15 protein-coding genes are annotated in these 12,136 nt (G+C 72.7%); 9 read left to right on the forward strand and 6 right to left on the reverse strand.

Annotation, left to right across the window (positions count from 1 at the left end; all coding sequences use genetic code 11):
• Positions 1-2: 2 nt before the first annotated feature.
• Together F4559_RS14530 and F4559_RS14535 are read right to left on the reverse strand one after the other, a co-directional pair.
• A complete protein-coding gene (locus F4559_RS14530; RefSeq protein WP_184669162.1) occupies positions 3-602 on the reverse strand; it encodes a restriction endonuclease in 600 nt (199 codons plus the stop codon).
• 71 nt (positions 603-673) lie between these two features.
• Positions 674-1,096, reverse strand: a complete 423-nt coding sequence (locus F4559_RS14535) for a MarR family winged helix-turn-helix transcriptional regulator (RefSeq protein ID WP_184669163.1) — start codon at positions 1,094-1,096, stop codon at positions 674-676.
• Positions 1,097-1,151: 55 nt separating this feature from the next.
• Between F4559_RS14535 and F4559_RS14540 the strand changes: the two genes are divergently transcribed.
• The 5 genes from F4559_RS14540 (at position 1,152) to F4559_RS14560 (ending at position 6,531) form a co-directional block, all read left to right on the forward strand.
• Complete coding sequence (locus F4559_RS14540; protein ID WP_184669165.1) at positions 1,152-2,072, forward strand: quinone oxidoreductase family protein; 921 nt, start codon at positions 1,152-1,154, stop codon at positions 2,070-2,072.
• Between the two features lie 369 nt (positions 2,073-2,441).
• On the forward strand, positions 2,442-3,881 hold the full coding sequence (locus F4559_RS14545; protein WP_184669166.1) for an APC family permease: 1,440 nt from the start codon (positions 2,442-2,444) through the stop codon (positions 3,879-3,881).
• 336 nt (positions 3,882-4,217) lie between these two features.
• A complete protein-coding gene (locus F4559_RS14550) occupies positions 4,218-5,438 on the forward strand; it encodes a hypothetical protein (RefSeq protein ID WP_184669167.1) in 1,221 nt (406 codons plus the stop codon).
• A gap of 17 nt (positions 5,439-5,455) precedes the next feature.
• Positions 5,456-5,776, forward strand: coding sequence for a hypothetical protein (locus F4559_RS14555; protein ID WP_184669168.1), 321 nt, complete (start codon positions 5,456-5,458; stop codon positions 5,774-5,776).
• Positions 5,773-6,531 (forward strand): ESX secretion-associated protein EspG, encoded by a 759-nt coding sequence (locus F4559_RS14560; protein ID WP_184669169.1) that lies wholly within the window; start codon positions 5,773-5,775, stop codon positions 6,529-6,531. Before F4559_RS14555 ends, F4559_RS14560 begins: the two co-directional genes overlap by 4 nt.
• Before the next feature lie 31 nt (positions 6,532-6,562).
• Here the strand turns inward: F4559_RS14560 and F4559_RS14565 are convergent, their stop codons facing one another.
• On the reverse strand, positions 6,563-6,991 hold the full coding sequence (locus F4559_RS14565) for a hypothetical protein (RefSeq protein ID WP_184669170.1): 429 nt from the start codon (positions 6,989-6,991) through the stop codon (positions 6,563-6,565).
• A 512-nt stretch (positions 6,992-7,503) separates the two neighbouring features.
• Here F4559_RS14565 and F4559_RS14570 point away from each other — a divergent pair.
• The 3 genes from F4559_RS14570 to F4559_RS14580 all read left to right on the forward strand — a co-directional run bounded on the left by F4559_RS14570 (position 7,504) and on the right by F4559_RS14580 (position 9,112).
• A complete protein-coding gene (locus F4559_RS14570; protein WP_184669171.1) occupies positions 7,504-7,788 on the forward strand; it encodes a hypothetical protein in 285 nt (94 codons plus the stop codon).
• A 117-nt stretch (positions 7,789-7,905) separates the two neighbouring features.
• Positions 7,906-8,118, forward strand: coding sequence for a cold-shock protein (locus F4559_RS14575; protein WP_184669173.1), 213 nt, complete (start codon positions 7,906-7,908; stop codon positions 8,116-8,118).
• 145 nt (positions 8,119-8,263) lie between these two features.
• Positions 8,264-9,112 carry a hypothetical protein gene (locus F4559_RS14580; protein ID WP_184669175.1) on the forward strand — a complete coding sequence of 283 codons (849 nt, stop codon included), beginning with the start codon at positions 8,264-8,266 and terminating at the stop codon, positions 9,110-9,112.
• A gap of 5 nt (positions 9,113-9,117) precedes the next feature.
• Here the strand turns inward: F4559_RS14580 and F4559_RS14585 are convergent, their stop codons facing one another.
• Positions 9,118-10,482 (reverse strand): oxygenase MpaB family protein, encoded by a 1,365-nt coding sequence (locus tag F4559_RS14585; RefSeq protein ID WP_184669177.1) that lies wholly within the window; start codon positions 10,480-10,482, stop codon positions 9,118-9,120.
• 198 nt (positions 10,483-10,680) lie between these two features.
• Here F4559_RS14585 and F4559_RS14590 point away from each other — a divergent pair, with 198 nt between their 5' ends.
• Entirely contained in the window at positions 10,681-11,172 is a 492-nt protein-coding gene (locus F4559_RS14590; protein ID WP_184669178.1) for a hypothetical protein, read from the forward strand.
• A 3-nt stretch (positions 11,173-11,175) separates the two neighbouring features.
• Here F4559_RS14590 and F4559_RS14595 read toward each other — a convergent pair whose 3' ends face one another.
• Together F4559_RS14595 and F4559_RS14600 are read right to left on the reverse strand one after the other, a co-directional pair.
• Entirely contained in the window at positions 11,176-11,484 is a 309-nt protein-coding gene (locus F4559_RS14595; protein WP_184669180.1) for a hypothetical protein, read from the reverse strand.
• A gap of 2 nt (positions 11,485-11,486) precedes the next feature.
• Positions 11,487-12,110 carry a LysE family translocator gene (locus F4559_RS14600; protein WP_221447235.1) on the reverse strand — a complete coding sequence of 208 codons (624 nt, stop codon included), beginning with the start codon at positions 12,108-12,110 and terminating at the stop codon, positions 11,487-11,489.
• Between the last annotated feature and the right edge of the window lie 26 nt (positions 12,111-12,136).

Raw genomic sequence — 12,136 nt, forward strand, 5'->3', positions numbered from 1 at the left:
GGTCAGCGGCTCAGGGGGAGTGGCGGCACGTTCGTGCGTGCCCACTCGGCGAGGGCGGTGCGGTCGACGAGCAGGATGCCGACGCCGGCGGCGATCCGCTGGGCCGGTTCGGTGAAGGTGGTCGTGGCGATCAGGAGTGCGACGTCCGCCCGGTGGTAGTGGAACACGCCGCCGAACCGTTGGACGTCCGGGCTGGTGATCTTGCGGACGTGCCGCTTGCACTGCACCACGACCCGCTTGCCACCCGGTGTCCACGCGACGACGTCGGCGCCCGCGTCGCCCGTGCCGCCGACCACCTCGACGTCGCGGCATCCCGACCGGCGGAGCAGGCGTGCGGTCCACTGCTCGAACTCGGGGCCGGTCATCCCGTCGGTGACCTCGATGGCACGGTCGCGTCCGGCCTGCCGTTCCGCCTCGATCCGACCGGCGCGCAAGCGCAATGCGAACCACGTCGTCGCGCCGAGGACCACGAGCGTCGTGACCGTCACGGACAACACCGGGTGGGAGCGGAAGAACGGTGGGAGCACGATGACCGCCGCCACGGCGACCGCGAGGCCGGGTTTCCAGTCGGGTTTCCGGCTTTTGCGTGGCCGTGTGGTCATGGCGCCCCTCCCCGCTCCAGGGTGCACAGGGCGTGACCAGGGCGGAAAGGTCCTTCGGGGTGAACGGCCGGTCAGTCGGCGGACAGCACCTCGACGAGTCGTAGCAGGCCGTTCCGCGTGGCGTCGCGGGCTTCGACGGGCAGCCGCGCGTACAGGTCGTCCTCGATCGCGGCCAACGCCCGTCGGGTGTGTCGCCACGCGCGGCGCCCGCCGGGCGTGATCGTCACGGCCCGGCGTCGGCGGTCGCCCGACACCTGCTCGCGGGTCACGTGGCCAGCCGCCTCCAGTTCGTCGACGATCCGCATGACCTTGGTCTTGTCCAGTTCCAGGGCGTCGACGAGTTCGAGTTGCCCGCGCACGGGCGCGTCCACGAGCAGGGTCAGCACCTCGTAGCCCCACAGCGAGAGGCCCTGCTCGCGCACCGTCGGCAGTTCCCGCGTGCCGAGTCGCCGGTAGAGCTGCAGGGCCAGCCAGTGCAGGTCGGTCCGTTCCATGGGGCGTATGGTAGCAGTTCGAGATGTTCTCAGTCTGAGACTAAATGGAGGCGTGATGAGGGCTTTCCTGTTGCGGGAGTACGGGGGCACGCCGGAACTCGACGTGATCGACGAACCGCTACCCGGCCCCGGGCAGGTCCTGGCCGAGGTGCTCGCGGCCGGGGTGAACCCGGTCGACCTGGCGATCGCCGACGGGCAACTCGGCACCGCCCACCCGCTGCCGAGAGTGCTGGGAAACGAGGCCGTGGTGCTCCTCGGCGACCGGGTCGGCTACAGCCAACGGACGTCGGGCTCGTTCGCGGACCGGACCCTCGTGGACCCGGCCGGTGTGCTGGACGTGCCGTCGGCGCTCGACCCGACCGCCGTGTTCGCGGCGGGCATCTCCGGTCAGCCCGCGTGGATCCCGCTGGAGACCACGGCCGCCCTGCGCCCCGGGGAGACCGTGCTGGTGCTCGGCGCGACCGGCGCGGCGGGCCAGGTCGCGGTCCAGGCCGCCCGACTGCTCGGCGCGGGCCGGGTGGTCGCCGCCGCCGGACACCGGCCGACGTTGACCGCGCTGCTGGACCGGGGCGCGGACGAGGTCGTGGTGCTCGGCGGCCCGGACGACGCGGCGGCCCTGCTCGAAGCCACGCGCGGTGGCGCCGACGTGGTGTACGACCCGTTGTGGGGAGCGCCGTTCTCGGCGGCGCTGCGGGCCACGAGACCCGGTGGCCGCACGGTCACGGTCGGCCGCAGCGCGGGTGAGCACGTGGCCGCGATTCCGGTGTTCGACTTCCTGGGGCGGACGATGCTGAGCTACCGCAACGGCGGGGCGTCGCCCGACGTCGTCGCGCGGGCGTTCGGGCGGATGCTGCGGCACGTCGCGGCGGGGGAGTTGGTCGTGGACACCTCGGTGTTCCCGTTGTCCGCCGCGGCCGACGCCTGGGCGCACCAGAAGTCCGTTCCGCACGGCAAAGTGGTGCTGGGGACGGCCTGAGCCGGCGTGGTGACGAGCCGCACCGGAACGTCGCCACCACATCGCCGAGCAGCACGACCGCGTGAAGCCGCGCCATGGTCGACGCAGTGGCCGGGCAGGCGACCGGGATCGATCCGAACAGGACGGTACGGGCCGGGCCGGCGGCGGACCCGGCCGACCCACGCCCGGGCCGGTCGGCGCGCACCGCGCCGGTCGATTCGTGCTGTGCGCCCGGACCGAGGGCGCGGAGGTGCTGCCGGCCGCGTCGGGCGGCGGGACCTGATCGGGCAGAACGCATATTTCGGAAAAGTGTCGTGGGTCACGTACGTCCAAGACGTGTGCGCGCTACGCCAAAGCGGCCACCGCCGGGCGACCGGATACTCGCCAGCCATGGATCACAGCGAGTCCCGGGACGACACGGCGCTGGCCCGCGACGTGCTCGGAGTGCCCGGCGTCGTCTTTCTCGTACTGGCCGCCGTCGCACCGTTGACCGGGATCGTGGTGATCGCCGCCATCGGCATCGCGCTCGGCAACGGCGGCGGCATGGTCGTGGCATTCGTCGCGGCGACGGTCGTGCTCTTGCTGTTCGCGGTGGGCTACGCGCAGATGTCGAAGAGCCTCACCAACGCGGGTGGGTTCTACGCGTTCGTCGTGCGTGGCCTCGGGCGGACCTTCGGTCTCGTCGCCGGGTTCGTCGCGATGCTGGGCTACAACTGCTTCGTCGCCGGTGCGATCGGCACCAGCGGCTTCTTCACGTCGACGGGGATCGCCGAGGTGTTCGGGCCGGACCTGGACTGGGCGGTGTGGAGCGCGCTGTCGGTGGTGCTGGTGTTCCTGCTCGGCCGGCGGGGACTCGACGTCAGCGCCAAGGTGCTCGCGGTGTGTCTGGTGCTCGAGGTGTCGATCCTGCTCGTGCTGGACTTCAGCGTGCTGTTCCGGCACGGGTTCTCGTGGTCGGTGTTCGCCCCCACGATCGTCATGCAGGGCGCGGGCGGGTTGGCGCTGCTGTTCGCCGCCAACGCGTTCATCGGGTTCGAGGCCACCGCGCTGTTCGGCGAGGAGGCCAAGGACCCGCACCGCACGATCCCGCGGGCCACCTACCTCGCGATCGGGTTCATCGGGATCTTCGCCGCGTTCACCACGTGGGCCGTCGTGAGCGCGATCGGCGTCGCCCAGGCCCAGGACGTCGCCCTCGCGCACCTGCCGACCGGCGACCTGGTCTTCACGGTGGCACGGGAGTACCTGGGCGACACGTTGACCAAGGTGATGACGATGCTGCTGATCGTCAGCCTGTTCGCGGCCCTGCTGGCGTTGCACAACTCGGCCACCCGCTACCTCTACGCGCTGGGTCGCGTGGGCGTGCTCCCGCGCGCGTTGGGCCGCACCCACGCGGGTACCGGCGTGCCGCGTCGTGCCGCGATCGTGCAGTTGCTGTTCGCCTCGCTGGTGGCGCTGGCCTTCCGCCTGGCCGGTCTGGACCCGGTGACCGCGCTGACCGCGAGCATGACCGGCCTGGGCACGCTGGGCATCCTGGTGCTCCAGTTCCTCGCGGCCGTGGCGATCGTGGTCCACTTCCGCCGGGTCGGCGACGGCCGGGTGGTGCGGACGGTGGTGGCGCCGGGACTGGGTGCGCTCGGCCTGGCGGTGATCGTGGGGCTGGCGGTCACGAACTTCTCGACGCTGGCGGGCTCGGACAACCCGGTCATCGCCCGGTTGCCGTGGCTGCTGCCGCTCGTCGCGGCGGCGGGCCTGGTGATGGCGTTCTGGCTGCGCCGGCACCGGCCGTCGGTCTTCGAGTCGCTGAGCACCGATCTCGAACGCGTCGACTGAGGCCGGCACGGCGTTGTTTTCCGGAACAGGGTTCGCGGCGATCCATGCGCTTCGGCCTGGACCGGGTTCTTCGGAAATGCCTGTGGACGCGGCCCGGCACGACTTCGCCGGCCGGCGGGCCGCGTCCACGTCGTCGACCAGCGGATCTCCTCGAAGGCAGGTGCTTTTCCGTCCGCCGGAATGCGGTGACGGAGATCCGCCGGCAAGCCGCCGTCGACGATTTGTGAGAGGTGCTCGCCCGATTCGTCCTGCTGTTCGCGAATGCTCGTGACCTCGGACCCGGAATCGTTCGCTACCCTCGCCCGGGTCGCGGGAATCCGTCGGTGTGGAGGGTTGATGTCGCAGGCTGAGCGTGCGCGCGAACTCAGGGAACGGAGACAGGCGCTGCGCGACTCGTGGCGCCCTCGGGACCGGTACGTCATCGGCGGGGTCAACTGGCCGGGACACAGTCACGAGGCGATGCACCGGATGGTGCACGAGGACGCCGATCCGGCCCAGGTCGACGGCGTGGCCGCCGAGTGGCGGCGGCACGGGGACGCGATCGTGGAGTTGGCCGACCGGTTCCGGGAGTTGCTCGGGGACCTCGAGTCGGCGTGGCGTGGACCCGCCACCGAACGGGCGTTCGAGGTGTTGCGCGACAACGCGCGATGGGTCGCCGAGCTGGGGGAGACCGTATCGGCGATCTCGGTGCCGGTGACGGAGTCCGCGCAGGCGTTGGCGAGCGCCCGGGCGGCCATGCCGGAACCGCAGGCCGGACCGGACGGGTGGGCGGCCGTGGGTGCCGCTTCGGCCACCTCCACCCTGTTCGCCGCGGCCGCCGGGCCCGCGGGTGCGGTGGTCGGTGCGGTGGTCGGCGCCGGTGCGAGCGTCGTCGGGCAGGCCGCCGGTCGCTGGGAGCTCAAGGCCCGGGCGGTCGAGGTCATGCGCGGGTACGAGCTGACCGCCCAGGCGATCGACGCCTCGGCGCCGGGCTTCGGGTCCGACCGGCCCGCCGGACCGTGGCTGGGCGATCGGGTGCCGAGCGGCCCGGGTGGCGGTGGTCCAGGCGGCGGTGACCCGGGCGGCGGTGACCCGGGTGGTGGTGACCCGGGCACTCCGGTGGACGAGGACGACCCGCCCACCGGTGGCGGGTCCGACGACCCCGGTCGCGGCGTCACCGCGGTGGTGCCCGACGACGTGACCGTGCCGACGTGGGCCGCCGGGCCGGAAGCCCGCTGGCAGGCGTTGACGTCGGCCACCCCGGCACCGACGACACCGGCCCCGGTCGCGCCGACGCACGCCGGTGTGCCCGCGGCTGCGTACCCGTGGCAGGCCGGGGGGAACCGCGGGCTCGGTGCGGGCACCACGACCGGCCTGCCGGGCGAACGGGGCGGTCCGCGCCCGTCCGGTGACGTGCGGGCGGGTGCCCGCGGCGTGACCGGGCCGGGGATGTCCGGTGGCATGGTGCCCGCCGCGCAGCGTGAGGAAGAGGACCGCGAGCACCACAACCGCTACCCGGACGAGCACGACGTGTTCGCCGACGACCAGGTCGTGGCACCGCCCGTGATCGGCGGATGACCGGAGAGGGACACCGCATGCGCATCGACACTCCCGGCGGCGGACTCGACGTCGACGTGGACGCCCTCATCGCGTCCTCGCGCGACTTCTCGGGGCTGTCCGACATGCTCGGCCAGTTGCGTCGGCACGCCGACGCCCTGCGTGAAGTCCTGCGCCTGGGCACCAGCCCGCAGGCCCACGACCTCAACCGCAAGTTCGCCGACCGGCACGCGGCGCTCGTGGAGCGCCTGGAGATCATGGACACCCAACTCGTCGGCATCCAGGACGCGGTCCGCGACAGCGCGGAGTCCTACCTGCGGCACGAGGACGACAACCGCGCGAGGTTCGGGCAGTCGTGAAGTCCTGGTCGCTGGGCCCCCGCGAGCTCTACCTGTTGTGCGAGTACGCCGAACGCCCGTGGCCCGCGCCGCTGGTGGAGCCGGAACTGTCGGTCGACCTGGCCGGCCACCGTGACGACGGCCGGCTCGCCGCCGCCGGGCTCTCCCGGCGGGGCCTGGCCGACGCGCGGGGACCACGCGGGGCCGCGGCCGTGCTCACGGCCCGGCTGCGGGCGGCGACGGGCACCGTGCACCTCGTCGTGGACGGCGCGGCCCGGACGATCGCCGTGGCCCTGCTCGAACCGACCGGCGCGTCCGTGGTGACGCAGCGGCAGGGCGTCGACGACCTCGCGGTGGTGGACGTGGCCGTCGACCGGGTGCCCGTCGTCCTGGCGGGGCTGGTGCCGCACGTGCCGCGGGCGGACACGACGCCGCTGTCCCTGCCCGTCGGTGCGCTGCGGGCGGCCGAGGAACTCGTCGTCGGCGCGGCGGCGTCGGCCGACGCGTTGGAACGCCTCCTCGTCGAGCACGGTGTCGACCGCGCGACGCAACGCCGGTGGGTCGCGTGCCTGCGGCCGGTGCTCGGCGGGGGACAGGCGGGTGCCGGCCGCGAGACGGCGTCGCGGTGGCTGGACACCCCGCGTGGTCGTTACCGACTGGCCGAGCGGGACGGGTGGATCAGCGCGAACCCGTTGCGCCCCGAGGACCTGACCCGCGACCTGGCCGACGCGGTGCGCCGGGCGACTGGATCCACTGTGGACAGTCCGGTGGCGTGACCGCCCGGAGATCGGGCGGTCACGCCGCGGATCACCACCAGGCGGTGGAGTTGTCCGCCGTGCAGGTGCCGTTGGACGCGACCACGAAGCAGGCCCGGAACGCGCGGGCCGGGTTCGAACTCGTCGGGTACGCCTGGGTGTAGTTGCGGGTTCCGGCCGTGTAGGTGGAGAAGTCGTCGGCGACGCGGTCGCCGTTCAGGTCGACTTCGAAGCGGATCAGGTCCGGTCCGGTGTAGTTCTGGATTCGCCCCCAGCCGTACTGGCCGCCGCCGCAGTTGCCGTAGCGGACCTGGACGGTGCGGCCGGAGACCGTCCGCTGCACCGCCGTGAGCGGGTTGGTACACGTGGCCGGGTCGCCCACCCAGGGCGGTGCGGACGCGGCGGTGGCCGTGCCGGAGATCAGGACCAGGGTCGCGGCCGTGGTCGTGAGGACGGCGGCGATCTTCATCGTCTTCAGCATGCTTCCCCTTGTCGCCTGTTCAGCGGGCGAGGTCCGGGCTTGTGCGGGGGATGGGCGGCCATGTCACGGCACAGCTCGGTGTCGCCACTCCCCGTCGACACGAGCACCTCGCCATTCGCGCACATCGTCCCACCGCGTCGGAGGGGGAGGCATCGGGCCGTCCGAGTGATAACGCCGGTACGAGTCGACGAGGGCGCGAATTCTTCCTTGTGCGCACAAGGAGTCCGGTCGTTCGGACCACTTAGGACCGCGGTTCCCGCTGGAGGTTCCCGACCGCGGTCAGGTGGTCGGTCCGGTCCGCGGTGCGCCCGGTGCGGGGCCGGCATCGGCGGTGCGGCCTGTCCGGGGTGGCCGCCCACCGCTCCGGAGTTCATTCGCCGCTCCGGGGAATTCTCGGGGCGGCGGCGGGAACGGCGGATCGCGGAGGCCGCCGAAAAGGGCCCTGGATCGCGCATTTCGTTGGCCGGAACGGTCGTTTCGGCCGGGGTGACCGGACTGCCAGGATCGCGGTCATGAGACCACTCCTGATTTCCGCCCTCGTCGCGGCGGCCGTACTCGTCCCGGTGTCGTCCGCCTCCGCCGCCGACTACACGGTGCACAGGTCGGCCATCGGCAGCGGCACCGCGCGGGGTTTCACCGCGGCGGTCGAACTCGCCGCCGAGAGCGCGCACCGAGCCGTTCTCGCCGAAGGCGGCGACTGCGTCGGCTGGCAGCACGAGCTGCTCAGGCTCGAAGAGCACCCGCACACCCTGCTCGTGTTCGCCACGATCAAAGCGAGCGCTGTCTGTGTGCGGTGATGCGCCGGGTTACCTCTTCGGGTGAACATCGGGTCGGCACGTCGGTGGTCCGGTCGCCCACGCACCAGAATCCCCCAGGGCCTTTCGGCCGCGGATCGAGACACCCCAGGGGACAACATGGCCGAGCGCCAGAACGGCACCGTGAAGTGGTTCAACGACGAGAAGGGGTACGGCTTCGTCACCCCGGAGTCGGGACCTGACCTGTTCGTGCACTTCCGCGCGATCGAGACGAGCGGCTTCAAGTCCCTCCAGGAAGGCCAGCGGGTCAGCTTCGAGGCCGTCCAGGGCCAGAAGGGGCTCCAGGCCGACAAGGTCCGGGTCGAGGGGTAGTCGGCGGCCACCGGGCACCGCGTGTCGCCGGTGCCCGGTGCGGTCCACCCCCGGGACCGCGCGTCCGATGCGGCTGGGGCACCCTTGTACGCGGGCCTGGCGTTTCCGCGGCGGGCCGCACAGCCACCACCCGAGGACGCGACACGTGACACTGCCCTACGGACCCGACGACGATTCGGCTGCCTACCACTACATCAACGCCGCGTTGCGCGGTCGCGAGGCCGAGGCGTGGCGGCTGCTCGCCTCCGATGCCCACGTGGAGCAGACCGACCGGGTGATGCGGGCGATGCTCGACCGGATCACGGTGGCGCGCAAGCACCGCACCGCCCAGCGCGCCAAGGCACGGGCCCAGGCGGCCTCCGGCGAGATCACGCAGGAGGAGTACCGGCGCGACGCGGCCGAGGACGCCGCCCGCGCCTCGAAGACCGCCCACTTCGAGACGCTGCTGCGCGAGCAGTACCGGTCGATCGGGCAGGCGGCACGTCGGCTGCGCGGCGACGACGTCCGGGCCGAGTTGACGGACCTGGTCGTCGCCCTCGGGGCCGCGGTCGACGCGCACCGGGCCGCCGTCCTCGCCGGCGGGTACGAGCCCACCGCCGCGGACCGGTCGTTGTGGGAGCGGTTGGCCACGCTCGACGCGCCCGACGGCACCGGGCGCACGTCGGTCGAGGAGTTGGTCCAGCGCCACACGGAGCGGCAGGACGACTTCGGGCGCGTTCTGGCCGGGATCGTCCTGGACGTCGCCGGCGACGCCACGTCCGTGCCGCGCGCCGCGGTGGCGACCGCGTGGAAGCGGACCGTGGCGCCGACGTTGGCACCGGAGCAGAAGGCCGAGTTCGCGGCCAAGGGCAAGGGGTCGCTGGCGACCGAAAAGCTGCGCAAGGCGTTGGGGCACCTGGAACGCAAGGGCCTGGTGAAGCGCTCCGAGGCGGCGGACGGACAGCGGCTCGACCTGCTCGACCGGCGTGGGCTCGAGGACCTGGCCGACGGGTAGTCGGGTCACCTGCGGCCGAACAGGGCGCGGGCCGCGTCGAGGTCGCGTCGGCCGGCCAGGAAGTCCTGGAGCGCCACCTCGAACTCGTCGACGTGCACCGTGCCGTCGCCGTCACGGTCGAGGTCGCGCAGGGCGGCGACGAGTTCGTGGCGGCGCGGACTGTCGTCGAGCAGCTTCGCGTACTCGTCGAGTCGGACCTCGCCGTCGCCGTCGCGGTCGATCAACCGGCGGATCGCGCCGGCCACCGCGCCGTAGCCCGTCCGGGGGTCCGGCGGGCCCGGGTAGCGGTCGTCGGCCAGAGCGGTGAGGTACGCGTCGAGCGTGACGGCGCCGTCGCGTGCCGTGCCGGTGGCCGTGCGGAGTTGGTCCCACCATGACTCGAACGCGGTGTGGACGGCGTCCTCGTCGTCCCCGTCCAGGTCGAGGTGGGTGCTGAGTTCGCGGGCCAGGGCGAGCAGATCGCTCCACCGCAGCACGCCGTCCCCGGTCTGGTCCAGCACGGTCGTGAAGAACGACTCCGGTGACGGCGTCCGGTCGGGCCGGCGTGGTGTGGCGGCGGCCCGGATCGACGTCGAGGCTCGCGGGAGGTAACGCCACGGCTCGGGCAGCAGTGCGGACGCCAGGCGCGCGGCCTGGTGCAGGCCCGCCACCAGCAGGTCCGCACCGGGCAGCACGGTCAGTCGCAGGCGTTCCCGGTACGCCTCGGGCAGCGTCGCGGCGGTGGCCTGGACGACGGCGGTCACCACGACGTGCCGTAGCGGGCTCCAGAGCGGCGCGGGGATCGGCAGGCCGGGCGGTGGCGGCACGCGGTGGATGCTGCCGGAGAGCAGGTCGCGCACGGTCGCGTTGTCCTCCAGCACTTCGGCGACCGTGCGGGTGAAGTGCGCGGCGAACTCGGCCGCCGTGGCGGGCACGTCGGCCTCGGTCAGCCCGAAGACCTGCCCGAGCCGCCGCCACTCCGCGTAGAAGCGCTCGGTCTCGTCGGCGGGCAACGGGTCGCCGCCCAGCCGCCGCATGGTCAGCACGGCCTCGAACATGGTCAGGTGGACCCAGGCCCGCGCCGCCAGGTCGGCGGCGTCGAACGCCCGGCCGTGCTCGTCGGTGCCGCGCATCCGGCGGTGCAGGCGTTCCAGGCGGGCCAGTTCGCGCCGCTGCTCGGAAGCGCTTCCGTAGACGTAGGTCTGGAGGCTTTCCAACGTGCGGAACAGCCGGCGCCACGGCCGGGCGTTGTAGACCGAGAACCGGCTCACCGCCGCGCCGACGGCCGGGTGGGCGGCCTGGAGCACCAACGTCCGGTGCGTCACCAGCAGTTGCCGCCACAGGCCGAGGTTCTCCCAGGTCGCGGAGCCGGGACCGGGTAGCGCCACCATGCGGCCACCTCCGTGCGGGTCGGGAAACCGACGCTAGTGGCCGGGGAACACGCCTGGTGGGATTTTCACCTGATGTGGCCATGCGGGACGAGTCGGCACGGCACCGGTATGTCCACAGTGGACAGCGATGGTCGGGTCCGAGGTCGGCGGGCCGGTGTGGTGTGATCGTCGGGCGGTCCACTGTGGTCCGCTCGGGAGATGCCGGGGGATCGGGTGGACGTCGCCGGACCTGTCCGACCGTGGTGCGCGGCCGTCCTGCCGGTCGTCCGGCGGGACGGCTACGCCTCCGCGCACCTCGACGAGCTGTTCGAGTCGTACGACGAGTCGTACTCCGTCGGTCTGGGGTTCCAGTGCCTCGACGAGTTGGTGCGGGCCTACCGGCCGTGGTGCGTCGAGGTGCGGGCGATGTACGTGGCCGTGACCGGGATGGGCGAGGTCCTCGACCTGGACGCGCCGGGTGCGGCGGGGATCGCGGCGGCGTGGGACGGGTTCACGCCGCCCGAGCCGTACCTCGTGCGCAGGGCACCCGACCTCGTGCCGTACGTGGTCGAGGAGTACCGCAGGCCTTACCCGGCGGGCACGTTCCCCGCACCCCACGGGGTCTACCACGGCTATTACCGCTGCCACCGGCAGGATGACACCGTCGAGTTCACCTCCGGTGTGTACGTCGAGCACTACCCCTCGGGCTGACGGTCAGCGTGGCCCGTAGCTGTCGCGGACGGCGAAGGTCACCTCGCCGACCAGGGCCCGCGCCGCGCCCAGGGCGTCCTGCAACGGGTCGATGTCGCTGTCCGGCCCGCGTTGTCGGAGCGCGATCAGGGAGACCGCGCAGGACAGGGCGCTGTCCACGGCGGCCAGGACGGGGTCGCCGGACGCGCGCAGCACGGCCCGGGCCCGGTCGACGGCGTCGACGGCCTGGTCGACCACGTGGTCCACCCCGGCGGGCGGTCCGTCCGACCCGGCGTCGGGCACGCCCACGGCCGACGGCGAGGAACTTGTCATCGTCACACCCCCACCAGTGAGGTCACGCCGAGTCCGACCAGGACCAGTCCCAGGACGGAGTCCAGGGACCGCCGCACCCGCGGTCGGTTCAGGGTCGGGTGCAGGCTGCCGGCGGCGAACGCGAACCCCAGCAGCCACAGGGCGCTCACCGCCACGTAGATCGAGAACAGCACCACCTGGTCGCGCAGGCCCGGTGCCGTCGCGCTCGGCAGGAATTCGGGCAGGATCGACAGGTAGAACAAACCGATTTTCGGGTTCAGGAGATTCGTCAGCAATCCCCGTCGGAAGAATCCCCGGTGTCGGTGGCCGCCGTGCGGCCCGCTCGTGGCGACCGCGGTCGACAAAGCCGAGCGCAACGCCTTGACCCCGAGCCAGATCAGGTAGGACGCCCCGGCGACGGTGATGACCCGATAGGCCGTGCTGCTGCCGGCCACCACCGCGGACAGACCCAGGACCGAGGCGATGCCCCACAGGACGATGCCGAGCAGGATTCCGCACGCGGTGCGCATCGCCGCAGGTCGGCCGGCGGCGGCACTGGTCTGCAACAGCAGCGCCTGGTCGGGGCCGGGCACGACGACGATGAGCGCGGCGGCGGCCGTGAACGCGAGAAGGGTGAGCGTGGTCAATCGAATTCCCCCATAGTGCTTCGCGC

Source organism: Saccharothrix violaceirubra, from assembly GCF_014203755.1.
GTDB classification, from domain to species: Bacteria; Actinomycetota; Actinomycetes; order Mycobacteriales; family Pseudonocardiaceae; genus Actinosynnema; species Actinosynnema violaceirubrum.